This is a genomic window from Flavobacterium sp. (assembly GCF_040383245.1).
GTDB lineage: Bacteria > Bacteroidota > Bacteroidia > Flavobacteriales > Flavobacteriaceae > Flavobacterium.
On record NZ_JBEIDX010000006.1, the window covers coordinates 1 to 25,128 of the forward strand.

Consider the following 25,128-nt stretch of genomic DNA (forward strand, 5'->3'; position numbering starts at 1 on the left):
GTTTTTTACATCGCTTCTTTTGAATTCAATAAACGTATCAATGTAATCCACTAATTTATCTGGATACTTCTCTTCAACTTGTGGTGGGTTTACAAAATCTTTAAGCCACAAAGTATTAATAACCTTAACACCTTTGCTGTTGTTGTACTCTTTTAGTAAATCATTTTTCAAAGTGGCTAAATCGGTATCTAGATTTGCAAAGTCAACCATTTTCAAAAGTTTCTTTAAAGGTCTTTGCTCAACCTCATCCCAGTTGGCAGGATCGATATGATAATTTGTTTTAGCTTTAACATCGAGAGTTCTTCCATCGCGTAATCTGATGTAAATTACTGCTGGATTTTTTTTGCTTTGCAAGAGTAAATTGATTGATGCCATATTTTTCTATAAAGCACAAAATTATAAAATCTAGTCCACATTTAGTCCACATTTGTCAAATATTATCCAAAAACATCCAAACGCATTCAAACATAAATCTATTTGTAACTGTTGTAAATCATTGTATTTGTTGAATTAAATTGAATAAACTGTGGTATTTTTGGATTTATCATTTTGGATAAATGCAGTCCCTCTTTCTCCGCAACAAAAAACCCGAAACAATAGTTTCGGGTTTTTTTATGGGTTTTACTCAATAATTAATTCCTTTAGTTTTTCGCGATAAGCCTCTAGCAGCGTGGTTTTTGAAATCAATCCAAAAAATTTACCGTTATTCGTCAATGGAAGTAAGTCTTGGTTGGAGCGCTCAAATTTTTCCATGATGGCTTCCATACCGTCGTCGTGATGAAGCACTTGTATAGGCTGGGTAAGTACTTCTTGAACCGTGGTAAACTTTACACGATACGGATGAAAAACTATTGATCGAATGGCTTCAAAATCTACAATGCCTACCAACTTATTTTTATCATCCAACACCGGAATAATAGGTTGCTTTGTGGTGATCAAATCTAAAATATTTTCTAATGTTTTGTCTGTAGTGGTAGTTGCCACACCTACATCCACTAATTTTAAAAAATCGATGCTCTGTAATATGTTTTTATCCTTGTCACTGGTAAATACCTCGCCCCTATCTGCCAAGGCTTTCACATCCATAGAGTGTTTGTCAAATTGTTTTGAAATGGCATAACTAATAGACGAAACGATCATCAGCGGCACCATCAAATCATAGCCTCCCGTGATTTCTCCAATTAAAAATATAGCCGTTAAAGGAGCATGAAACAATCCGCTTAATATCCCTGCCATTCCTACAATGGTGAAATTGGCAATCGGCAAGGTATTGGATAACCCCAATAAATGAATGGATTTAGCAACAAAAAATCCCAAGTAAGAACCTACAAATAAGGAAGGTGCAAAATTACCTCCGTTTCCTCCAGAGCCCAAAGTCAATCCGGTAGCAAACGATTTTAGTAAAACTACCATCCCTACAAAAGCCAACAATACCCATGGATTATTCTGAAAATTTTGCAACAGCGAATTATCCAAAAGCACTTCGGGATGGGAATCGGAAAGAATTTTTATACTTTCATATCCTTCTCCAAAAAGTGTAGGAAAGAAAAAAATAAATACCGCCAAAATACTTGCTCCAAACAACGCTTTTTTATATGAGTTATTTTTAAATCGGCTGAAAAAATGTTCTACTTTTCTAAAATTTCTAGCGTGGTAAACAGATACGAATCCGGCAAGAATTCCCAGTAATATATAATAAGGCGTATTGTGAAAATTGAAAGTTAAGTCTTGCTTAAAAGTCAGCAACACATCCCTACTCAATAAGATTTCAGAAACTAACGCACCGGTAGCTGCCGAAATAATTATGGGGATAAAAGCCGAAATACCAGCGTCGGTAAGCACCACTTCAATCGCAAATAAAACTCCGGCTATGGGAGCGTTAAAAGCAGCACCAATTCCGGCAGCGACACCACAAGCCAAAAGTAAAATTCGGTCTTTTTGGGTTAGCTTGTATTTTTGAGCAAAATTAGATCCGAATGCAGCTCCTGTGATGGTTATTGGACTTTCTAATCCGGCCGACCCTCCCAATCCAACCGTTAAGGAACTCGTAATGATTTGGGCATACATTTGTTTTTTAGGCAGGATTCCACCTTTTTTTGCTACGGCAAATAGTATTCTGGAACTCCCTTTTTCAATAGATCCATCCAAGAATTTTTTAACCACAAAAACCGTAAGTAAGATTCCAAAAATCGGAAACAAACTATTGGCATAGGGCAATTTTAAATAGCTATTGGCGTAGTTGGCGTAAATAAATACATTGTGCGCAAAACTTTTTAAAACAATCACCGCCAATGCACAGGAAATAGCAACGGCAACACTCGCCAAGTAAATGAAATTCCGTTCGGAAAGTAGGGCTTTCGCCAAAAAAAACAGCGATTCCAACCGTCGGAAGATCCTACGGATAAATAATTTTAAAGAAGCAGATTTTCTATTGGACATGAGATTATTTTAAGCAAACAAATATAGTTATTTAATATTTCGAATGGCTTCGCGTTGACTCAAGGGTTTTAAATTGGTTGATTTTACAAATTCCATAACTCCTTGCGGATTGAACCTACTGTAATCGCGTAAGGCCCAACCAATAGCCTTTTGAATAAAAAATTCTTTAGAATTTTTGTGTTTATTACATTCTGATTTCAATAAATCAAAGTCGGTTTTTTCTTTATAACTCAATTGAAATAATAGTGCCGAACGATTGAGCCACATATTTTCTGAATTCGAAAATCGTTCAATCACCTTATGAATTTCTCCTGGAAACTGCACCAAATATCCACCCAACAAATATTTAGCAATCGTATCCACCGAATCCCACCAAGAATTAGTGACCAATAATTTTTCAATTAAGGAGATGTCTTCCAAAACATACTTTCGCTTGATTTCTTTTTGCAATAAATCGATGGCACAAATGTGAAACTCGCGCTCCTTTTTATTGAATAATTTCCAACAAATTTCTCGGTAATTGGCATTGACTTCCTTTTTATTAATAGTGTATGCCAGCATCATTAATGCCCGTCTTTTGTCAGTTTTGATTCCCAAAAAGGAGAAATTATTTTTCATGTAATTTTCCATTGGAAGCGCCAATTCGCGATTGCCATTTGCTCGAAAGCTATTTTCTAAATCAATACTAAAACTCATATAATTCGTATAATTTAATGGCACATTGTGCTTTTAGTTCCACCATAAACAGGGTGAATTCATGTTCCAATTCTGAATAATATAATTGTACTTCAACAATGGCTTCATGCATGTGCACCCTATTTTTTGTTCGGTGGTCCATTTGAAATAAAATAGTCTCTAACCCTTGTAAACTAGCATATTGAACCAACCAATTTTGATTGATCATGTACGGAAGTAAATTTTGTGTTTTGGGTGTTAACAGTTCAAAATTGTCTTTTAACGATTGATAAAATTGAGCTGCATAATTCTCTAAGTCAACTTCTGAATAGGAATTCCAGTTTTTTGCCAAAAAATGATCGTATACAATGTCCATAATCACTCCGGCATAGTGTCCGTATTTTTCGTACAACCGTCTTCTGCTTTGTCTGTAGGTAGGATGTGCATCGGTAAATGTATCGATAAAGCGATGCAACAAAATGCCCTTCTGCAAATCACCAGAATAGTCTAAATAGCGCTTTCCGTGAACGGAATCGGCCATAAAATTTCCAATTTTTAGCAAATCATTATCTCCAGAAAGATAGATGTGGGCTAGGAAATTCATGTAAATGAATTAAAGTAATAAACGGGCTTTTTCTAAATCTTCGGGAGTATCAATCCCAATACCAACATGCATTGTTTCGACCATTTTTATTCGTTTGCCAAATTCCAAATAGCGCAATTGCTCCAACTTTTCGGAAGCTTCCAGCGATTGCATTGGTAACGCATAAAAATCAAGAAGGGCTTGTTTGCGGAAGGCATAAATTCCGATGTGCTGATAATAGCGGACGCCTGCATTTTTTTCTCTTGGATAAGGAATTACAGAACGAGAAAAATACAGCGCAAAATTAGTTTGATCCACCACCACTTTCACATTATTTGGATTTTGGATTTCACTTTCGTCTTTGATTTCTCGCATTAGTGAAGCCAAATCAATATTTTTAGTTACATCAGCATGATAAACCGAAATCAATTGTTGTAATGAATCTTTATCAATAAACGGTTCATCGCCTTGCACATTTACCACAATATCTACATCTAAATTGGCCACAGCTTCTGCAATACGATCACTCCCCGATTCATGTTCTTTAACTGACATTATGGCCTTGCCACCATTGGATGATATTTCGTTATAGATAATATCGGAGTCGGTTACCACAAAAACATCGTCAAATAAATGGGTATTTATTGCTGCTTGGTAGGTTCTTAAAATAATGGTTTTACCCCCCAAATCCTGCATTAATTTTGCAGGAAAACGAGTGGAAGCATATCGAGCCGGAATAACAGCAATAATTTTCATAAGTAATTAGTATTTAATACAAATATAATAAATGAATTAAGTCACATTATTTTCTTGGATATTCAACTTACTGTTCTTGTAGCTGAAGCCAAAATAAATAACCAATCCAATCAACAGCCAACAAGTAAAATAAATCCAATTCCAAATACTAAGTTGCGACATCATGTACAAGCAGCAAATTAGTCCCAATAATGGAATTAAAGAAAGGTTTTGTTTCCAAGACCAAACCAATAATCCGACAAGGGTAAACAAGAAAATCCACATTGGAATTTTATGTTTAAACAAACTCATCCCGCTTTCGTATTTTTGATTTTCTGAAATTGGTAACGAATCAATTACATTTTTATATTGTGCTTCGTCTGCATAATAGGTGCTCAATAACGCTTCTAAATCGGTTGGTTTTTCTTGACCAATTGTTTTTACGGTTAAGAAATCAAATACTTTTTTAGTACCGTCCTCACCCAGCGCTGTAATAATTTCGGTTGGGTTTTTAATTTGTTTTTCATTCGAAATGAAATTCAGGGTATCTTGTTTGAATTTTGTGAAAGCAAATACCAATCCAACTACCATTAATAACGGAAAAATATACTTCGAATTCAAATACGGAGTTTTAAATTTTCCTCGAGAAATGTTGGGTTTGTTTTGCAATACCAATACCCCAGCACAAACCAAAACAAAAGCGAATAAAGTTCCGATACTGCATAAATCGGTTACCATTGTTAGGTTTAAAAACAATGCCGGAATTGCCACTACAAAACCAGTTACAATGGTTGCATAAGAAGGCGTTTGAAATTTTGGATGTACTTTAGAAAAACGCTTTGGAAGTAACCCATCGCGGCTCATGCTCATCCATATTCTTGGTTGTCCCATTTGAAATACCAACAACACCGAAGCCATTGCTATCACTGCACTCACACCAATAATTCCCGACATCCATTGGAGATTTAATTTATCAAAAACAAAAGCCAAAGGATCACCTACATTTAGGTCGGTATAATTCACCATTCCGGTTAATACCAATGCGATAATAATATATAAAATGGTGCAAATAATGATTGCCCACATCATTCCACGTGGCAAATCGCGTTGCGGATCTTTACATTCTTCAGCAGTAGTAGAAATGGCATCAAAACCAATATAAGCAAAGAAAACTGCCGAAACTCCTTTTAAAATTCCTCCTGCTCCATTTGGTGCAAACGGATGCCAATTATTGGTATCGATATGAAATATACCTACAGCAATAACCAATAAAATAATACAAAGTTTCACCACCACCATTAAGTTACTGGCATTACGGGATTCTTTCATTCCTCTGTAAACCAATGCCGTAATAATCACAATAATTAACAAAGCAGGTAAATCGGCAATAAAATGAAGTGAACCAATTGTAGGAGAAGTAGTATAGGCTGTGTAGGCCATTTGCAATCCATCCGATAAATTTTCAAATGACTTTCCACCACTCATTAGTGCAGTTGCTTCTTTAAATCCGTTGGAAGCCGTAAGATAATCCATCTGAATCCATTGCGGCATGTGTACCCCAATACTATCGAGCAATCCGGTAAAATAATCACTCCACGAAATAGCAACCGTAATGTTACCAATGGCATATTCCATGATTAATGCCCATCCAATAATCCAAGCAATTAGTTCCCCAAAGGCTACATAAGAATAGGTATAAGCACTACCCGAAACTGGAACCATAGAAGCAAATTCAGCATAAGCAAAGGCAGCAAAACTACAAGCGATGGCCGTAAATAAAAATAAGAAAATTACTGCAGGACCACCGTCGTAACTAGCTTTCCCTATAGTGCTGAAAATTCCGGCGCCAATAATCGCAGCAATTCCAAAGGCAGTTAAGTCTCTAGCTTTTAGGTGCTTTCCTAAAGATTGATGACCGTCCGATTCATTTTTGGCAACCTGATTTAATATATCTTGAATGGATTTTTTTCGAAATAAATTGGAAAAATTCATATATAGCGTAAAGTTTTTATTAATTTTAGAAAACAAATATAGCATATTATCAACTGCTTTTAAAAAAATATAAAATACTGATTATAATAAAAAACTATTGCTTAATAAGAATATATAATTAAAATTGATAAAAGATTCATTTGTTTCGCTGTATTTTTGCAATAGAAAATTAATTTAATAACTAAAATTTATATCATGGCATTAGTAGGAAAAAAATTCCCAAACATTACAGTAGATGCAATCTCTTTTATGGGAGATAATTTAAGAATTAACGTATTGGAAGAAGCAACTAAAAACAAGAAAAAAGTATTATTGTTCTGGTACCCAAAAGACTTCACATTTGTATGTCCAACTGAATTGCACGCTTTTCAAGCAGCATTACAAGATTTTGAAAAAAGAAATACGATGGTTATTGGTGCTTCTTGCGATACTAACGAAGTACACTTTGCTTGGTTAAACACTGCAAAAAACAACGGTGGAATTGAAGGAGTTACTTACCCTATCCTTGCGGACACAACTCGTAACTTATCTGCTGCTTTAGATATTTTAGATGCAGAATGGGTTTATGACGAAGAAATGAATGACGAAATCCTTGAAGGATCAAATGTAACTTACAGAGCTACTTATTTAATTGACGAAGAAGGTAAAATTTTCCACGAAAGTGTAAATGATATGCCGTTAGGTAGAAATGTAAACGAATACATCCGTTTGATTGATGCGTATACACACGTTCAAACTAAAGGAGAAGTTTGTCCTGCAAACTGGGAAGAAGGAAAAGATGCAATGAATGCTGATAGAAATAGTACAGCTTCTTACTTAGCTTCACACTAAAAAAAAGTTTCTAGTTTCAGGTTTCAAGTTAGCGCTTGAAACTTGAAACTTTAAATCCTAAACTCAAAAAACATGTTTTCAGAAATAGAACAAGATAATTTAGCCGAAGTAATTGCTAACAACCCTGTGGTTGTGGTACAATATTCTGCTTCATGGTGCGGTAACTGCCGAATAATGAAACCAAAATTTAAAATGTTGGCTTCTCAAAATGAAGGTATTCCATTTTTAATTGTAGATGCGGAACAATTTCCAGAATCTAGAAAATTAGCTAAAGTAGACAACTTACCTACTTTTGCCACTTTCAAAAATGGCGTATTAGTTAACCAAACCCAAACTAACAAAGCCGAAGTATTAACTGAATTAGTGAACGAAGTAGTTTAGTTCTTTTAGTTGCTAAGCCAATAAGCAAAAGAAAAACTCAGAACCTAATTTACTCAGAACCTTAGATCCTTAAAAATGAAATTACCTGTAATAAAACACCTTACCCAATTTATTGAAGACAACGATTCGGATTACTTAATCGAAACGATTGAAGTACTTGAAAATCTTTGTGAAGTTCCTACTTTAAAAGATGAAGAACTAGAAGTAATTGGAGAATTAATTTCCAATATGTATGGTGCAATCGAAGTGAATAAAATGATCAAAGAAGGGAAAGATAAAAAAGAGGCACTAAACGATTTCATGAAACGGGTTTTAGGCTCTATTGATAAATAAAAAAAGGCTCCAATCGGAGCCTTTTTTATTGCGTTTTTAAACAAATAACCATATAATATTTATCAAACTAAACTTTGGATCAAAACCCCATATTAGTTGTAAAATAGTTATAGAAATGGTTATTATAATTATTTTCTTGTGCTTTACAATAAATTCTTTCATAGAAACTAAGGTTATTTTATTTGACTAAATACATAATACATTTCTGAAGCAATTTCTAAACTGCGTTCAGCATATTTTTCATCCATTAATTCGGTTCCGTCAAATGCTTTTGGATCGTTATATTTTACTGGAAATCGCGCTTCTGCCCCAAAAACAATTGGACAAACTTCATCGGCGTTATTACACGTCATAATTGCACCAAAATTGCTTTTTGGATTAAAATCATCTGAATATACTTTTGAAAAACATGTTATTGGAGCTTGACTTTCATCAAATCTTATTTCATAAATTGGATTTTTTGTTTCAGTAATTTTATCAATTTGAAAACCTTGATTCCTCAATGTTTCAGCAACTTTAGGAAACATAGCCGTTGCCTCAGTTCCTCCTGAATAACAAAAAACTTTATCAATAGTAAATTGAAAAGCCATTGTTTGAGCCCAAATTTGAGACAAATGACTTCTTCGAGAATTGTGTGTACAGATAAAGTTTAATCGAATGTCTTGATTTGAATTTACCTTATTTTGAATGAAATCAACTAAAGGATTCAATACCTCTTTTCGCTCTTTTGAAACTTCAATTAATGAAATAGATTTAATAGTTTTTTCTAAATTTGGGTACATAACAAAAAAATTAAATTAACAACAACCAGAATTTGGAGTACAAGAAGAGGAATCTTTTGCCTTCCACTCGCCTACTTTTACTTTCAATTTTTCTGGAGGAATACCACATTTGTCTTTTGCTAAACAATCGGTTAGTTTAGATATTAATTGAAAGTGAGTTCCGTCAAATTGCAGGTCGAATTTACCAATAGTATCTTTCATTTGGTATTCGACTTCGATTTCTAAATCAGGAATTTGTAAATTTTCTTCAGATAATTCGATGATATTTAACAATTTTTCTGGATGCAAACGGTGATCAAAGTCGTTGGCTTCCCAAAGTTGAAAATTTGCAACTTCTTCGCTTCTAACTACGCCACCACAATCAATAAAATGTTTTGATATTTTACCGACTTCGGTAACATGAAAATGACTCGGAACCAATTCACCATTGGGTAATTGAAATGAAATTTGAGTCAAACTTTTTAATTGAGATTTAATTTCGGATAGTTTCATAATTATTTTTTTTAGTAAGCTATTAGCAACATTTATTTTTTAATTGATAGGTAATCGTATTAAAATACTTTTCAATTACTTGAATGGTATCTGGATTTATGCAATAACAAATTGCTGTCCCTTCGATAGTTCCCTTAATGATGTTTGCATTTTTTAATTCCTTTAAATGCTGCGAAATTGTTGGCTGTGCAAGAGGCAATTCATTAACAATATCCCCACAAATACAAGTATCCACCGATAATAAATATTCAATAATTGCAACTCTAGCAGGATGCGCCATTGCTTTAAATAGGCTTGCTAATTCGTTTTGTTTTTCCGTAAAGAAACAAGATTTTGATGCTCCCATAATCACATATATTTATATATTGCAATATTACAATAAATTTGTCATATTTAAATTATTTATTCAATAAAATACATTTCAAAAATTCCTATTTCCTAATTCTTAAATCCTAATTATTTTTACTACTTTTGAATTCTTAAAAACACAAATAAAAATGGCTTCAATTACATTAGGCGGAAACCCTATAAATACAAGTGGAACATTACCAACTATTGGTACTTCTGCTCCCGATTTTAAATTAGTAAAAACGGATTTATCTCTTGCTACACTTGCCGATTTTAAAGGCAGCAGATTGGTGTTAAATATTTTTCCTAGTATAGACACAGGAACATGTGCAACTTCGGTTAGAACTTTTAATGCAAAAGCTAGTAGTCTAGAAAACACGAAAGTGCTTTGCATCTCAAGAGATTTACCTTTTGCTCAAAAACGTTTTTGTGGTGCAGAAGGATTGGAAAATGTAATTAATTTATCCGATTTCAACACAGGAAGTTTTGGAAAAGACTATGGTTTAGAAATTACAGATAGTGTTTTGGCTGGTCTGCACTCTAGAGTTGTAATTGTATTAGACGAAAACGGAACTATTCTTCACACTGAACAAGTAAGTGAAATAGCTGATGAGCCAAATTATGAGGCAGCAATAACTGCTTTAGCAAAATAATACTATGGAATTCGAAAGAGATAAAACCTTTTTAACCGGCAGATTTAAAAGCGTTGGCTTTGCATTTAAAGGCGCAATAAAACTAATTAGTACTGAACACAGTATCATGGTTCAAACTTCTGCTGCTGTACTTCTAGTTATTGCTGGTTTTTATTTTGATATTTCTCATGAAGAATGGCTTATCCAAACTCTGGCTATTGGTTTAGTATTGGGAATTGAAGGTATAAATACGGCTGTAGAAAAGGTGGCCGATTTTATTCACCCGGAATTTCATGAGCGAATAGGTTTTATTAAAGATATTTCTGCGGGTGCAGTATTTTTTGCAGCAATGGCTGCCATTGCAATTTTTAGTATTATTTACATTCCGAAAATTTAAGCATATTCATATAAATTTCTTTTAATGGCAAAATCAATTAAGAAAGGTACTTCCAATTCTGAACTTCCAGGTGAAAAACTACCATGGAAACTACAAAGACAGTACAAGGTTATTCTTGGCTTCCTTTTGGTGTTATGTTCTGTTGGTTTAACAGTTGCATTTATATCTTGGTTTAAATATGGAGCTGAAGATCAAAGTAACTACAATCAATTTCCCAACTTAAAAGCGGAATCAGGAAATTGGGCTGGTCAATTGGGAAGTATTGCTTCTGAGTTTTTTATTCGCAACGGATTTGGCGTAGCCTCTTTTTTATTTATAAAGATATTTTTTCTAATCGGTTTGTATTTAATACTTGATCTACCTGTAAAAAGATTACGTAAATCTTGGTTTTGGGATTTGTATTTCATTGTATTAACTTCAATTGCTTTAGGCTTTTTTGCAGATGCCATTCCAGACCTAGGTGGCGCAATTGGTTATGAAATAAATGACTTTTTTAGAGTAATAATTGGAAAAATAGGAACCGTTTTACTTATTGTTTTTGGAATCTTAATTTACTTGTACTTCAAAATAAAAATATCTCCAGACGGAATTAAAACCTTTTTTGAAAACAGACAAAAACAAATGAGTGAGGATATGGCGGAAATGGATTCATTTCAAGATAACGCCGCATCATACAACCTAGAAGAATATGCTGTTGATGATCAACCTGAAATAGAGAAAATTGAAGAGGAAACTGAAGAAATCGAAGCACCTTACATTAAGCCAAACTCACAATTTGAGGTTAACCGAGAAGAACTAAAACCAACCATATCAAGCTATTCAGACATTGAACTTGAACCTAGTTTAAAAACAGAACCTACCGAACTTGAAATTGAAACCCCTGAGGTTTTCCCAACACACGACGAAGTTTTCGTTATTGAAAAAGCGTTGGAAGAAGATGTAATGGAAGAGAATTTGGCTTCTAAACTAGTCGCAGATTTTGGTTTATTTGATCCAACCTTAGAACTGTCAAATTTTAAATTTCCAACGATTGATTTACTAAAAGAATATGCATCGGTTGGAATCACCATTAATCAAGCGGAATTAGAAGAAAATAAAAACAACATTCTTGAGACCCTTCGCAACTATAAAATCGAAATTGCGCAAATTAAAGCTACCGTTGGTCCATCTGTAACTTTATATGAAATTGTACCCGAAGCCGGAATTCGAATTTCGAAAATAAAAAGCTTAGAAGATGACATTGCACTTTCATTAGCAGCATTAGGCATTCGTATTATCGCTCCTATTCCTGGAAAAGGAACGATTGGTATTGAGGTGCCGAACAAGAACCCAACTATGGTTCCGATGAAAACGGTGATTGCGTCTGCAAAATTCCAAGAGGCAGAAATGGAATTACCTATTGCTTTAGGTAAAACTATTTCCAACGAAACCTTTGTGGTTGATTTAGCCAAAATGCCTCACCTATTGATGGCTGGAGCTACAGGACAAGGAAAATCTGTTGGATTGAATGCCGTTTTAACTTCTTTGTTATACAAAAAACACCCTGCCGAAGTTAAGTTTGTTTTGGTGGATCCAAAAAAAGTGGAGCTTACTTTATTCAATAAAATCGAACGTCATTATTTAGCAAAACTACCTGATTCAGAAGATGCAATCATCACTGATAACAGCAAAGTAATCAATACGTTAAATTCACTTTGTATTGAAATGGACAACCGTTATTCTTTATTAAAAGATGCAATGGTTAGAAACATTAAAGAGTACAATGAAAAATTCAAATCGCGAAAATTAAATCCTGAAAACGGTCACCGTTTTTTACCTTATATTGTATTGGTAGTTGATGAGTTTGCCGATTTAATTATGACGGCAGGAAAAGAAGTAGAAACCCCTATTGCGCGTTTAGCTCAACTTGCTCGTGCCATTGGTATACACCTAATTATTGCAACGCAAAGACCTTCGGTGAATGTTATTACCGGTATGATTAAAGCCAATTTCCCGGCTCGAATTGCCTTTAGAGTAACTTCCAAAATTGATTCCAGAACAATTTTAGATACGGGTGGTGCTGATCAATTAATAGGTCGTGGGGATTTATTATTTTCAAACGGAAATGATTTAGTTCGTGTTCAATGTGCCTTTGTAGACACTCCGGAAGTTGAAAAAATTGTCGACTTTATTGGAGGTCAAAAGGCTTATGCTACCGCTTACCTACTTCCTGAATATATAGGTGAAGAAAGTAACATTAAGTTAGACTTTGATATTTCGGAAAGAGATTCTATGTTTAGAGAAGCTGCTGAGATAATAGTAACAGCACAGCAAGGTTCGGCATCATTATTGCAAAGAAAATTAAAACTTGGTTACAATAGAGCCGGTAGATTAATTGATCAATTGGAAGCTGCTGGTATAGTTGGCCCATTTGAAGGAAGTAAAGCACGAAGCGTAAACATCCCAGATTTAGTTGCCTTAGATCAATTTTTAAACGATGAACAAAACGATTAACATGAATAAATATATTGCCCTTACCCTATTTGTTTTTTGCTTATGCTTTAACTCGAATGCTCAAGATAAAAAAGCAAAGTCATTACTGTCTGAGGTTACTTCCAAAATAAAAAGCTTCAATAATATTTCTATTGATTTTAAATATTCTTTAAATAACTCCAAAGAAAATATCAACCAAGAAAGCAAAGGTAATGTAGTACTTCAAGGAAATAAATATGTATTGAACTTCATGGGGGTTACAAAAATATTTGACGGAAAAAAAACCTACACCATTGTTCCTGAAGATGAAGAAATCACCATATCCAACATGAATGATAGTGATGAAAAAGCCATTACCCCAAATAAAATGCTTACTTTTTTTAATAATGGATATAAATTCACTTGGGATATATTACAAAATAGTAAAGGCAGAAAAATTCAATATATTAAATTAACGCCAAGTAATAACAAAGACCAGCGTAAAGAAATACTATTAGGTATTGATATTCAAACCAAAACTATCAATAACCTAATTGAAATTGGAAAAAATGGAACTAAAACAATTTTGACTGTTAATTCTTTCAAAACCAACCAACCATTATCCAAAAATCAATTTACCTTTGTAGCCAGTAAATATCCTAACTACTACATAAATAAATTAGATTAATCTTTGTGAAAATATTAGACAAGTATTTATTAAAATCCTTCTTGATTACATTTGCTACGGTATTTGTAATCTTGTTTTTTATATTCATACTTCAAGTTGTTTGGCTATTTATTTCAGAACTTGCAGGAAAAGGATTGGATTTTATTATGATAATGAAATTCCTACTTTTTGCAATGCCAAGATTAATTCCTTTAGTATTACCCCTTTCGGTATTGTTAGCTTCAATTATGACTTATGGTAGTCTTTCAGAAAATTATGAATTTGCAGCTATTAAATCATCAGGAATTTCGTTTCAGCGAATGTTGAGAAGTAATACCATTTTTATTATTTTTCTAAGCCTTATTTCATTTTTTTTTGCCAACAATGTAATTCCGTATGCAGAATATAAATTTATCAATTTCAGAAGAAATATCGCGCAAATTAAACCTGCAATGGCTATTGCAGAGGGTCAATTTAGCGAAATAGGAAATTATACCATAAAGGTTAAAAAAAAATCGGGAGACAAGGGAAACTATTTAACAGGCGTTACTATTCATAAAAAATTAGATTTTGGTCAAGGAAACACCACAGTTATTAATGCTGAAAAAGGTGAATTAGTTAGTAGTGAAACCTCAAATACACTTAAGTTAATTCTAACCAATGGTAACTATTATGAAGATATTATTCCAAATAATTATACAGACCGAATTAAAATACCCTTTGCAAAAGGAACATTTAAGAAAGATGTAATCAATATTGATTTATCTAAATTAAACCAAACTAATGCTGAAAATTTTGACATTACCGATAACACCTGGATGCTAAATATCAACGAGTTAAGATATTCATTAGATTCCTTAAATAAAAATTATAAAAAAGATTTAGAATCGTATACGGACAACATTTATTTAAGAACTGGTATTAATAACAATTATTTTACTCCGCAAACTTCTATAAAACTTAGTAAAGTAAATAGCTCAGATTTGATCAAAAACACATCCACAATTGATAAACAAGAAATTTACAAAATTGCAATTAACAACATGGAAAATATTGGATTTTCTATTAGTAGTTCTCAAGTAGAAATGGATGCCAAAGTGAAAAACATCAACAACCATTGGATTGCCTATTTTGATAAATTTATGATTGCTTTTTCTTGTATCTTAATGTTTTTTATTGGTGCTCCATTAGGTTCAATAATTAGAAAAGGCGGGTTGGGTTTGCCAATAATTTTTGCAATTTCTATTTTTATTACATTCCATTTCATAAATACTTTTGGAAAAAGAGTTGCTCAAGAAAATGAATTGTCACCCTTTCTTGGGGTTTGGCTATCTTCCTTAATATTAACTCCTCTAGCTCTACTACTTTCCTATCGCGCAATAAATGATATTGGAGGAATGGTTAACTTTGACGGACTATTAGACCCAATAAAAAACACTTTATTATTTAAAAAATTAAATGGCCTTTTTTCACGCCAATTAACTTCAGAAGTTCAAGAAAACTATACAAAACCAAATGAATTTGTTTTCCCATTTGAATTAATTGAGGAATATAATAAAACTACCAAAATCACTTTAGCACTTTATGCTGTTTCAATTTTAGTATTCTTGGGCGTATTTATTTTGAAAAGTAATTTGACGCTTATTTTTGGTGTAGTAACAATTATTCTTTTTTTATTCTTTGTACTAAAATCTCAAAAATTAGTTGCAGAAATTGAACTAAAAACAAATCAAAATATTGAGCCTGGAATGTTTATTTCTTTACTGATTGCATTTCCATTTTACATTCTAATTTATTTAAATAATAAAAAAGAAATTTCAAATTTACATTCAAAAAATATTCCATAAATACCCATAAAATGTCAAAGCCGTTCCAACTTAATACCATTGAAGAAGCAATTGAAGACATCCGTCAAGGAAAAGTTATTATTGTTGTTGATGATGAAGATCGTGAAAATGAAGGAGATTTTTTGGCTGCAGCCGAAAAAGTAACTCCCGAAATGATCAATTTTATGGCTACCCACGGTAGAGGTTTAATCTGTGCTCCACTTACCGAAAGCAGATGCAAAGAATTGGAATTAAGACCCATGGTGAGCAACAATACCGACCATATGGAAACAGCATTTACGGTTTCTGTAGATTTAAAAGGAAACGGGGTTACAACAGGAATTTCTGCAGCAGATAGAGCCAAAACCATTTTATCTTTAATTGACAATACGACTAAACCGTACGATTTAGCGCGTCCTGGACATATATTTCCGCTAGTTGCAAAACAAGGTGGCGTGTTAAGAAGAACTGGCCATACTGAAGCTGCTATAGATTTTGCAAGACTTGCAGGATATAAGCCTGCAGGTGTGATAGTAGAAATCATGAATGAAGATGGTACCATGGCAAGATTACCTCAATTAGTTAAAGTTGCTAAAAAATTCAATTTAAAATTAGTTTCTATTGAAGACTTAGTTGCCTACCGCATGCAACACGATAGTCTTATTGTAAAAAAAGAAGATTTTGAAGTACAAACTCGTTTTGGAAACTACAGATTAAGAGCCTACGAACAAAAAACCAACAAACAAATACACATTGCGCTTACTAAAGGAACCTGGAATATTGGAGAACCAATTTTAACCAAAATAAATTCAACTCAGGTAAATAATGATTTATTAGGAACTCTAACCAATAACGCCGACAAACAATTAGATAATATTTTTCAAATAATAAATCAAACAGAGAAAGGTGCTATAATTTTTATAAACCAAGATATGCAATCGGTAAATATGCTCAACAGAATAACCGAATTAAAAATATTACAAGAAAAAGGAATCCTTAGAGCACCAAAAATTGTAATTGATAGCAAAGATTATGGAATTGGCGCACAAATTCTTCACGATCTTGATATTTCAAAAATTAGATTAATTTCAAATACAGAACAAACAAAACGAGTTGGAATGATTGGTTATGGATTAGAAATTACTGAATATGTAAAATACTAATTTTATTAACCAAAGTGTTTTTTATGAAGGAGTATTATTATTACTTCTTTTTCATTATTTTTGTTTGATTTAAAAAATCTTTTTTCAATTATGACCGAAACAGAAAATAAAGTCGAAATTACTTTTGAAGATTTTAAAACAGAGGTTTTAAATGATTTTAAAATTGCAGTTACAAGCAGAGAATGTAGCTTACTAGGAAGACGCGAAGTACTTACTGGGAAAGCGAAGTTTGGTATTTTTGGTGACGGAAAAGAAGTGCCACAGCTAGCTTTGGCTAAAGCTTTTAAAATTGGAGATTTTAGATCAGGGTACTACCGAGATCAAACTTTTATGATGGCTATCGGAGCAATGACTATTGAACAGTTTTTTGCAGGGTTGTACGGCCATACCGATATTAATTTTGATCCAATGAGTGCAGGTCGTCAAATGGGCGGTCACTTTGCAACCCATTCGCTTGACGAAAAAGGAAATTGGAAAAATCTTACTACTCAAAAAAATTCAAGTGCCGACATTTCTCCTACTGCTGGACAAATGCCACGGTTATTAGGTTTAGCGCAAGCATCGAAAATATATAGAAATGTTTCCGGTATTAATCAAACCAATTTCTCCCAAAACGGAAATGAAATTGCTTGGGGAACAATTGGAAACGCATCCACTTCAGAAGGGTTGTTTTTTGAAACAATTAATGCCGCTGGAGTGCTTCAAGTACCAATGGTAATGAGTGTTTGGGATGATGAATACGGAATTTCGGTTCATGCAAAACACCAAACAACCAAAGAAAACATATCAGAAATTCTAAAAGGATTTCAAAGAGATTCTAATTCAAATGGATATGAAATCCTAACAGTTAATGGATGGGATTATCCTGAATTGGTAGCTACCTACGAGCAAGCTGCAAGTATTGCAAGAGAAGAACATGTCCCGGTATTAATTCACGTTAAAGAATTGACCCAACCACAAGGACATTCTACTTCTGGAAGCCATGAGCGCTATAAAAGTGAAGCTCGATTAGCTTGGGAAGAAGAGTTTGATTGCTTAGCGCAAATGCGAAATTGGTTAATTGAAAATAATTTGGCTTCAAATGAAGAACTTGAAGCTATTGAAGAGAAAGCCAAAAAAGACGTTAATGAAGGTAAAAAGAATGCTTGGAATTCTTTTGTAAGCCCAATGAAAGAAGAACAAAAAGAGTTAGTTGAATTACTAAACAATGTTGCTCAAACCAGCGAGAATAAAATATTTATTGAAAAAATAAGTTCCGAATTAGCAGCAATAAAAGAACCAATCCGTAAAGAAATAATAACTACTGCTCGTAAAGTTCTTCGAATGGTAGTAAATGAAACTGCTTCAAAAACGCAACTTAGCGAATGGATCACCAACTATATTTCAAAAATCCAACCTAAGTTTAGCTCACATTTATTCTCACAATCAGAAAACAACATATTAACCTCAAAAGAGGTTGCCCCTATTTATGAGGATAACTCTGAAGATGTAGATGCACGATTGGTTTTAAGAGATAATTTTGATGCCATTTTTACAAAATACCCTGAAGCCTTAATTTTCGGAGAAGATTCTGGAAATATAGGTGATGTAAATCAAGGTTTGGAAGGAATGCAAGAAAAGTATGGTGAACTACGTGTTGCCGATGTGGGAATTAGAGAAGCAACCATCCTTGGACAAGGAATCGGAATGGCACTACGAGGCTTACGCCCAATTGCTGAAATTCAATATTTAGATTATTTATTATATGCCATTCAAATCATGAGTGATGATTTGGCAACCCTACAATACAGAACTCATGGCCGTCAAAAAGCACCTTTAATTATTAGAACTCGTGGACACCGTTTAGAAGGTGTTTGGCATTCGGGTTCTCCAATGGGAATGATTATTAATGCCGTTCGCGGAATTCATGTATTAGTTCCAAGAAACATGACAAAAGCAGCCGGTTTTTATAATACGCTATTAGAAAAAGACGAGCCAGCCTTGGTAATTGAATGTTTAAATGGTTACCGATTAAAAGAAAAAATGCCAACCAATTTAGGGGAATTTAAAACCTCTATTGGCGTAGTAGAAACCATTAAAGAAGGAACTGATATTACCTTAGTTTCTTATGGATCTACATTAAGATTAGTTGAACAAGCTGCTAAAGAGTTGGAAAGCGTTGGAATAAATGCTGAAATAATTGACGCGCAATCGTTATTGCCTTTTGATATTAATCAAGATGTGGTGAAAAGTATTGCTAAGACAAATCGATTATTAATAATTGACGAAGATGTTCCGGGTGGAGCTAGCGCTTACCTGCTGCAGGAAATAATAGAAAAACAAAATGGTTACCAATTTTTAGACAGCGCTCCGCAAACGTTATGTTCTAAACCACATAGACCAGCCTATGGAACAGATGGAGATTATTTTTCTAAACCATCCATTGAAGATATTTTTGAAAAGGTACATGCAATTATGCATGAAGCGCAACCTCACAAATATTCAAGTTTATACTAAATAAAAAAACCTTCGAATTCGAAGGTTTTTTTTATCTCTTAATATAGATTGATTAAAATACGAACATCGCTCTTTCTCCCATCATTTCGTTAACTTCTTCAGCAACTTGAGCAATTACTTCATCATTATTTAGATTCATTAATACGCGATCAATAAATTCAACAATGGTTTCCATATCTTCTTCAACTAAACCACGAGTTGTTATTGCAGGTGTACCCACACGAATACCTGAAGTAATAAATGGTGATTTATCATCAAACGGAACCATATTTTTATTTACCGTAATATCTGCTTTTACTAATGCATTTTCAGCTTCTTTACCAGTAATGTTTTTATTTCTTAGATCAATTAACATCATGTGATTATCAGTACCACCTGAAATTAATTGGTATCCTCTTTTATTAAATGCTGCTGCCATTGCTTTAGCATTTTTTTGAACCTGCATTGCATATCTAAAAAACTCATCAGATAAGCACTCTCCAAATGCTACTGCTTTAGCAGCAATAATATGCATAAGTGGTCCACCTTGATTTCCTGGGAATACGGCTAAATCTAATAAAGATGACATCATTCTAATTTCACCTTTTGGCGTTGTTAAACCCCATGGATTTTCAAAATCTTTACCCATTAATATCATTCCACCTCTTGGTCCACGCAATGTTTTATGGGTTGTAGTAGTTACAATATGACAATGTGGAATTGGATCGTTCATTAATCCTTTTGCTATTAATCCTGCTGGATGCGAAATATCGGCTAGCAATAAGGCTCCAACGCTATCAGCAATTTCACGGAAACGTTTAAAATCCATATCTCTGCAATAAGCTGAAGCTCCTGCAATGATTAATTTAGGCTGCTCTTTTGTTGCAATCGCCTGGATTTTATCATAATCAAACTGACCTGTTTCTGGTTCTACACCATAAAAACTTGGCGTATAAATTCTACCTGAAAAATTAACTGGAGAACCATGAGTTAAGTGACCTCCGTGAGACAAATCAAAACCTAGTATTTTATCACCAGGTTGTAAACATGCAGCAAAAACAGCGGTATTAGCTTGAGAACCCGAATGCGGCTGCACATTTGCATATTCTGCTCCAAATAATGCTTTCGCTCTATCAATAGCAATTTGCTCTACAACATCAACTACTTCACATCCTCCGTAATATCTTTTACCTGGATATCCTTCTGCATACTTATTGGTTAAACAAGAACCTGCAGCTTCCATTACCTGGTCACTTACAAAATTTTCAGAGGCAATAAGCTCTATACCATGTATTTGTCTGTCTTGTTCATCAAGAATTAAGTCAAAGATTTCTTCGTCGCGTTGCATGTTTTTATGTTTTAAAAAATTGTTTGTCAAAATTACTAAATATGTTTGTCAAATAAATTCTAAATGATATATTTGATTACATTTTTTTCAACAACAAATCAACATTTTATTATGCCAAATTTAGCTAATGATCCCAGTCGCAAATCCTGGATAGAAGTTCCAGAAAACAGTGATTTTCCTATTCAAAATATTCCATTTGGAGTATTTTTAACTAAAGAAGATGTAATTACAATTGGAACTCGAATTGGTGATTGCGCAATTGACATGGGTGCTTTACAGCAATTAGGCTATTTTGAAGGGATTGATTTAACCGATGATATGTTCATGCAAGACACCTTGAATGATTTTATTTCGGATGGAAAAAAAACATGGCGATTGGTTCGAAACAAATTGAGCGAATTGTTTGATATTGAAAATCCTTTACTTCGTGACAATAAAGAACATAGAGAGATTATCATTTTTAAAATGAAAGACATCGAAATGCAACTTCCTGTTTTAATAGGAGATTACACCGATTTCTATTCCAGTAAAGAACACGCTACCAATGTTGGAAAAATGTTTCGAGATCCCGAAAACGCATTGTTACCAAACTGGCTTCATATTCCGGTTGGATACCATGGAAGAAGTTCTACTATTGTTCCTTCGGGAATTCCGGTACACCGCCCAATGGGACAAACATTGCCAAACGGAGAAACAAGTCCGGTATTTGGACCTTCAAGATTAGTTGATTTTGAATTAGAAACTGCCTTTATCACCACAGACGTTAATGTAATGGGTGAAAATATTTTGATCAATGAAGCTGAAGATTATATTTTCGGAATGGTATTACTAAACGATTGGAGCGCTAGAGATATTCAAAAATGGGAATATGTGCCACTTGGGCCTTTCTTAGCTAAAAACTTTGCTTCATCAATTTCCCCTTGGATTATTACCATGGATGCTTTAGAACCATTTAAAACTAAAGGACCAAAACAAGAGCCAACACCGCTTCCCTACTTGCAACAAAAAGGAAAAAATACCTACGACATCAATCTTGAAGTATATTTAAAACCTGAAAATGTTGAAGAAAGTTTGATTTCAAAATCCAATTTCAAATACATGTATTGGTCGATGTCACAACAATTAACGCACCATACTTCTAATGGATGCCGAGTAAACTCGGGAGACATGATGGGATCTGGAACTATTTCGGGGCCAACTGAAGACAGCTTTGGTTCGATGTTGGAACTAACTTGGGGTGGAAAAAATCCAATTAAAATGAAAGATGGTTCGGAACGAAAATTTATCAATGATAACGACACTGTTACGATAAAAGGATATTGTCTAAACAGTTCTACGCGAATTGGATTTGGTGAAGTAACTAGTAAACTTCTTCCGCCGTTTGTAAGAAAATAAGAATAAAAAAAGCAGCTTTAAAGCTGCTTTTTTTATTATAAATAGTTTTTGATTACTCCTGCATCAATATCGCTATGTGATGTATTATGAATGCATTTTTCTTTACTAATAATTAGTAACTGTGGAGATTGATGCACCACTGAAAACTTAATAGCAATTTCATTTGAGATGTCGCGATGATTTAATAAATCTAAATAATACGGAAGAACATTTTCGTTCGCTTCAAATTCATTTTCAAATTGTCGAAGTGCCATTCTGCTTATACTGCAACGGGTACTGTGCTTGAAGATTAACACTAATTTTGAATTAGATGCGTCTTCTATTTCATCTAATTGAGTACTAACGGTTAATTGCAACCAATTAATTTTTGAATTGGTTTCTTCTTGTGGTGTTGATCCAAAAAAATTATTAAATAAACTCATGTTTTGTCATTTTTTAAGACTTTTTGTCGTAAATTTATTAGTATTTCCATCTAAAATTAGGCCATTTTGTCCATAATTAAGTATTGGAATATAAATTGACCTTTATTCCTCAAATATAGAATTTATTAATTTAAATTAAACTATAAAAAACACCACAATGAACATAAATAAATTTACAATTAAATCGCAAGAAGCTTTGCAGAAAGCACAGCTAATTGCACAGGAATTGGGACAACACCAACTTGAAAACGAACACCTATTTAAAGGTATCCTGGAAGTAGATGAAAATGTTACTCCATTTATTTTGAAAAAACTAAATGTCAACATTGAACTATTTAAGAAAATATTAGAATCAACTATTCAAAGTTTTCCTAAAGTAAGTGGTGGAGAACTTATGTTTTCTCGTGATGCCTCTACTACTCTGAATGAAGCGGAAATAATTGCTACAAAAAGAAATGACGAGTTTGTTTCAATTGAGCATTTAATATTGGCGATTTTTAAATCAAAAAGTAAAGTAGCCCAAATATTAAAAGACCAAGGAGTTACAGAAAAAGCTTTGGATGCTGCAATAACTGAAATGCGAAAAGGCGAACGAGTTACTTCTGCTTCAGCTGAAGAAACATACAATTCATTAAGTAAATATGCAAAGAATTTAAACGAATTAGCACGAAGTGGTAAACTGGATCCAGTTATTGGAAGAGATGAAGAAATAAGAAGAGTATTACAAATATTAACCCGAAGAACTAAAAACAATCCAATGCTGGTTGGAGAACCAGGAGTTGGTAAAACAGCCATAGCCGAAGGGCTTGCACATCGAATTGTAGATGGTGATGTACCTGAAAATCTAAAAGATAAAATTGTATTTTCTTTAGATATGGGTGCGCTTATTGCTGGTGCCAAATATAAAGGAGAATTTGAAGAACGATTGAAAGCAGTGGTAAAAGAAGTAACTTCTGCCGAAGGCGATATTGTTCTTTTTATTGATGAAATCCACACGCTTGTTGGTGCGGGAGGTGGCGAAGGCGCAATGGATGCAGCCAATATATTAAAACCGGCTTTAGCCCGTGGCGAACTTCGTGCAATTGGCGCCACTACATTTGACGAATACCAAAAATATTTTGAAAAGGACAAAGCATTAGAGCGTCGTTTTCAGAAAATAATGGTTGAAGAACCCGATACCGAAAGTGCGATTTCGATATTAAGAGGAATTAAAGAAAAATACGAAACCCATCACAAAGTTCGAATTCAGGATGATGCCATTATTGCTTCGGTTGAATTATCACAACGCTACATCACCAATCGTTTTCTTCCAGATAAAGCAATTGATTTAATGGATGAAGCGGCTTCAAAACTTAGAATGGAAATCAATTCCAAACCAGAAGAACTGGATGTTTTGGATCGAAAAATCATGCAGTTGGAAATTGAAATTGAAGCCATCAAAAGAGAAAAAGACGAGAACAAGTTGAAAGGACTTGGTTTGGATTTAGCCAATTTAAAAGAAGACCGAAATGAAATTTACACCAAATGGAAATCAGAAAAAGATGTGGTTGATTCAATTCAGTCAGTTAAACAAGAAATCGAAGATTTTAAATTGGATGCCGAACGAGCAGAACGTGATGGTGATTATGGAAAAGTAGCTGAAATTCGTTACGGAAAAATTAAAGAAGCACAAGAGCGTTTGGATGCTTTGCAAATTACATTAGCCGAAAATCAATCGGGCACTTCTTTAATTAAAGAAGAAGTTACTCGTGAAGACATTGCTGAAGTTGTGGCTAAATGGACCGGAATTCCGGTGATAAAAATGCTTCAAGGGGAAAGAGAAAAACTATTAAAACTAGAGGGAGAATTGCACCATCGTGTTGTGGGACAAGAAGAAGCAATTGAAGCAGTTAGTGATGCCGTAAGAAGAAGTCGCGCTGGTTTGCAAGACATGAAAAAACCAGTTGGAACCTTCTTATTTCTTGGAACTACTGGTGTTGGAAAAACTGAATTAGCAAAAGCATTAGCCGAATATTTATTTGACGATGAAAATGCAATGACCCGAATTGATATGAGTGAATACCAAGAACGCCACAGTGTGAGCCGATTAGTTGGCGCACCTCCTGGATACGTTGGTTATGATGAAGGTGGACAATTAACCGAAGCCGTTCGGAGAAAACCATATTCTGTAATTTTATTAGATGAAATTGAAAAAGCACATCCGGATACTTTTAATATTTTACTACAAGTACTTGATGAAGGAAGATTGACGGACAATAAAGGACGGGTTGCAGATTTCAAAAACACGATCATTATTATGACTTCTAATATAGGAAGTGCAATAATTCAGGAGAAATTTGAAAATTTAAAAGGTGGAATTGAGGCTGCAACTGAGGCTGCAAAAACGGAAGTATTGGGCTTATTAAAACAAATGGTGCGCCCTGAATTCATTAATAGAATAGATGAAATTGTAATGTTTACACCTTTAAATTCAGATAACATTAAAGAAATTGTGGGACTTCAATTGAAGGGCGTAATCAAAATGCTTGCGGAACAAAGCATCACAATGGATGCTACTCCAGAAGCCATTAGCCATTTATCTGAAAAAGGATATGATCCACAGTATGGAGCAAGACCAGTAAAAAGAGTGATTCAACGCGAAGTATTGAATCAACTTTCTAAAGAGATTCTAGCAGGAAAAGTTACTACCGACAGTATTATACTTTTAGATTGTTTTGATGGCCAATTGGTTTTTCGAAATCAAAATGAATTGAATAACTAG

General features: G+C 33.8%; 22 protein-coding genes and 1 pseudogene. 12 read left to right on the plus strand and 11 right to left on the minus strand.

Going from position 1 to position 25,128, the window contains the following annotated elements; translation table 11 throughout:
- The 6 genes and pseudogenes from ABWO08_RS04025 to ABWO08_RS04050 all read right to left on the minus strand — a co-directional run.
- A pseudogene (locus tag ABWO08_RS04025) lies at positions 1-375 on the minus strand (hypothetical protein); the annotation flags it as partial.
- Between the two features lie 246 nt (positions 376-621).
- The gene (locus ABWO08_RS04030) at positions 622-2,439 is read right to left on the minus strand and encodes a chloride channel protein (RefSeq protein ID WP_353083774.1); all 1,818 of its coding nucleotides are present in this window, start codon (positions 2,437-2,439) and stop codon (positions 622-624) included.
- Between the two features lie 27 nt (positions 2,440-2,466).
- A complete protein-coding gene (locus ABWO08_RS04035; RefSeq protein WP_353083775.1) occupies positions 2,467-3,135 on the minus strand; it encodes a DNA alkylation repair protein in 669 nt (222 codons plus the stop codon).
- On the minus strand, positions 3,125-3,718 hold the full coding sequence (locus tag ABWO08_RS04040; protein WP_353083776.1) for an acyl carrier protein phosphodiesterase: 594 nt from the start codon (positions 3,716-3,718) through the stop codon (positions 3,125-3,127). The genes ABWO08_RS04035 and ABWO08_RS04040 overlap by 11 nt, the downstream gene beginning before the upstream one ends.
- A 9-nt stretch (positions 3,719-3,727) precedes the next feature.
- The gene (kdsB, locus tag ABWO08_RS04045; RefSeq protein ID WP_353083777.1) at positions 3,728-4,453 is read right to left on the minus strand and encodes a 3-deoxy-manno-octulosonate cytidylyltransferase; all 726 of its coding nucleotides are present in this window, start codon (positions 4,451-4,453) and stop codon (positions 3,728-3,730) included.
- Between the two features lie 36 nt (positions 4,454-4,489).
- Positions 4,490-6,424, minus strand: a complete 1,935-nt coding sequence (locus ABWO08_RS04050; RefSeq protein WP_353083778.1) for an amino acid permease — start codon at positions 6,422-6,424, stop codon at positions 4,490-4,492.
- 195 nt (positions 6,425-6,619) lie between these two features.
- Between ABWO08_RS04050 and ABWO08_RS04055 the strand changes: the two genes are divergently transcribed.
- The 3 genes from ABWO08_RS04055 (at position 6,620) to ABWO08_RS04065 (ending at position 7,969) form a co-directional block, all read left to right on the plus strand.
- The gene (locus ABWO08_RS04055; RefSeq protein WP_353083779.1) at positions 6,620-7,255 is read left to right on the plus strand and encodes a peroxiredoxin; all 636 of its coding nucleotides are present in this window, start codon (positions 6,620-6,622) and stop codon (positions 7,253-7,255) included.
- 72 nt (positions 7,256-7,327) lie between these two features.
- Positions 7,328-7,636: a thioredoxin family protein gene (locus ABWO08_RS04060; RefSeq protein ID WP_353083780.1), complete on the plus strand. Its 309-nt coding sequence runs from the start codon at positions 7,328-7,330 to the stop codon at positions 7,634-7,636.
- 75 nt (positions 7,637-7,711) lie between these two features.
- The gene (locus tag ABWO08_RS04065; RefSeq protein ID WP_353083781.1) at positions 7,712-7,969 is read left to right on the plus strand and encodes a DUF6952 family protein; all 258 of its coding nucleotides are present in this window, start codon (positions 7,712-7,714) and stop codon (positions 7,967-7,969) included.
- Between the two features lie 173 nt (positions 7,970-8,142).
- Here ABWO08_RS04065 and ABWO08_RS04070 read toward each other — a convergent pair whose 3' ends face one another.
- The 3 genes from ABWO08_RS04070 to ABWO08_RS04080 are packed head-to-tail and all read right to left on the minus strand — an operon-like array spanning position 8,143 to position 9,589.
- A complete protein-coding gene (locus tag ABWO08_RS04070; protein ID WP_353083782.1) occupies positions 8,143-8,751 on the minus strand; it encodes an arsenate-mycothiol transferase ArsC in 609 nt (202 codons plus the stop codon).
- Between the two features lie 15 nt (positions 8,752-8,766).
- Positions 8,767-9,243, minus strand: a complete 477-nt coding sequence (locus ABWO08_RS04075; RefSeq protein WP_353083783.1) for a DUF6428 family protein — start codon at positions 9,241-9,243, stop codon at positions 8,767-8,769.
- 22 nt (positions 9,244-9,265) lie between these two features.
- Positions 9,266-9,589, minus strand: coding sequence for an ArsR/SmtB family transcription factor (locus ABWO08_RS04080; RefSeq protein WP_353083784.1), 324 nt, complete (start codon positions 9,587-9,589; stop codon positions 9,266-9,268).
- A 151-nt stretch (positions 9,590-9,740) separates the two neighbouring features.
- Between ABWO08_RS04080 and tpx the strand changes: the two genes are divergently transcribed.
- The 7 genes from tpx to ABWO08_RS04115 all read left to right on the plus strand — a co-directional run bounded on the left by tpx (position 9,741) and on the right by ABWO08_RS04115 (position 19,223).
- Positions 9,741-10,244, plus strand: a complete 504-nt coding sequence (gene tpx, locus ABWO08_RS04085) for a thiol peroxidase (RefSeq protein WP_353083785.1) — start codon at positions 9,741-9,743, stop codon at positions 10,242-10,244.
- A gap of 4 nt (positions 10,245-10,248) precedes the next feature.
- A complete protein-coding gene (locus ABWO08_RS04090) occupies positions 10,249-10,620 on the plus strand; it encodes a diacylglycerol kinase family protein (RefSeq protein ID WP_353083786.1) in 372 nt (123 codons plus the stop codon).
- 24 nt (positions 10,621-10,644) lie between these two features.
- Complete coding sequence (locus ABWO08_RS04095) at positions 10,645-13,113, plus strand: DNA translocase FtsK (protein WP_353083787.1); 2,469 nt, start codon at positions 10,645-10,647, stop codon at positions 13,111-13,113.
- A 1-nt stretch (position 13,114) separates the two neighbouring features.
- Complete coding sequence (gene lolA1, locus ABWO08_RS04100; protein WP_353083864.1) at positions 13,115-13,759, plus strand: outer membrane lipoprotein periplasmic chaperone LolA1; 645 nt, start codon at positions 13,115-13,117, stop codon at positions 13,757-13,759.
- 5 nt (positions 13,760-13,764) lie between these two features.
- On the plus strand, positions 13,765-15,585 hold the full coding sequence (locus ABWO08_RS04105) for an LptF/LptG family permease (RefSeq protein ID WP_353083788.1): 1,821 nt from the start codon (positions 13,765-13,767) through the stop codon (positions 15,583-15,585).
- A gap of 11 nt (positions 15,586-15,596) precedes the next feature.
- A complete protein-coding gene (ribB, locus tag ABWO08_RS04110) occupies positions 15,597-16,727 on the plus strand; it encodes a 3,4-dihydroxy-2-butanone-4-phosphate synthase (RefSeq protein ID WP_353083789.1) in 1,131 nt (376 codons plus the stop codon).
- Positions 16,728-16,817: 90 nt separating this feature from the next.
- Complete coding sequence (locus ABWO08_RS04115; RefSeq protein WP_353083790.1) at positions 16,818-19,223, plus strand: alpha-ketoacid dehydrogenase subunit alpha/beta; 2,406 nt, start codon at positions 16,818-16,820, stop codon at positions 19,221-19,223.
- 52 nt (positions 19,224-19,275) lie between these two features.
- On the opposite strand, the gene glyA is transcribed toward ABWO08_RS04115, so the two are convergent.
- On the minus strand, positions 19,276-20,550 hold the full coding sequence (gene glyA, locus ABWO08_RS04120; RefSeq protein ID WP_353083791.1) for a serine hydroxymethyltransferase: 1,275 nt from the start codon (positions 20,548-20,550) through the stop codon (positions 19,276-19,278).
- Positions 20,551-20,661: 111 nt separating this feature from the next.
- Between glyA and fahA the strand changes: the two genes are divergently transcribed.
- Positions 20,662-21,945 carry a fumarylacetoacetase gene (fahA, locus tag ABWO08_RS04125; protein ID WP_353083792.1) on the plus strand — a complete coding sequence of 428 codons (1,284 nt, stop codon included), beginning with the start codon at positions 20,662-20,664 and terminating at the stop codon, positions 21,943-21,945.
- Between the two features lie 35 nt (positions 21,946-21,980).
- On the opposite strand, the gene ytxJ is transcribed toward fahA, so the two are convergent.
- Positions 21,981-22,367, minus strand: a complete 387-nt coding sequence (ytxJ, locus tag ABWO08_RS04130) for a bacillithiol system redox-active protein YtxJ (protein WP_353083793.1) — start codon at positions 22,365-22,367, stop codon at positions 21,981-21,983.
- 157 nt (positions 22,368-22,524) lie between these two features.
- Between ytxJ and clpB the strand changes: the two genes are divergently transcribed.
- Positions 22,525-25,128, plus strand: coding sequence for an ATP-dependent chaperone ClpB (gene clpB / locus ABWO08_RS04135; RefSeq protein WP_353083794.1), 2,604 nt, complete (start codon positions 22,525-22,527; stop codon positions 25,126-25,128).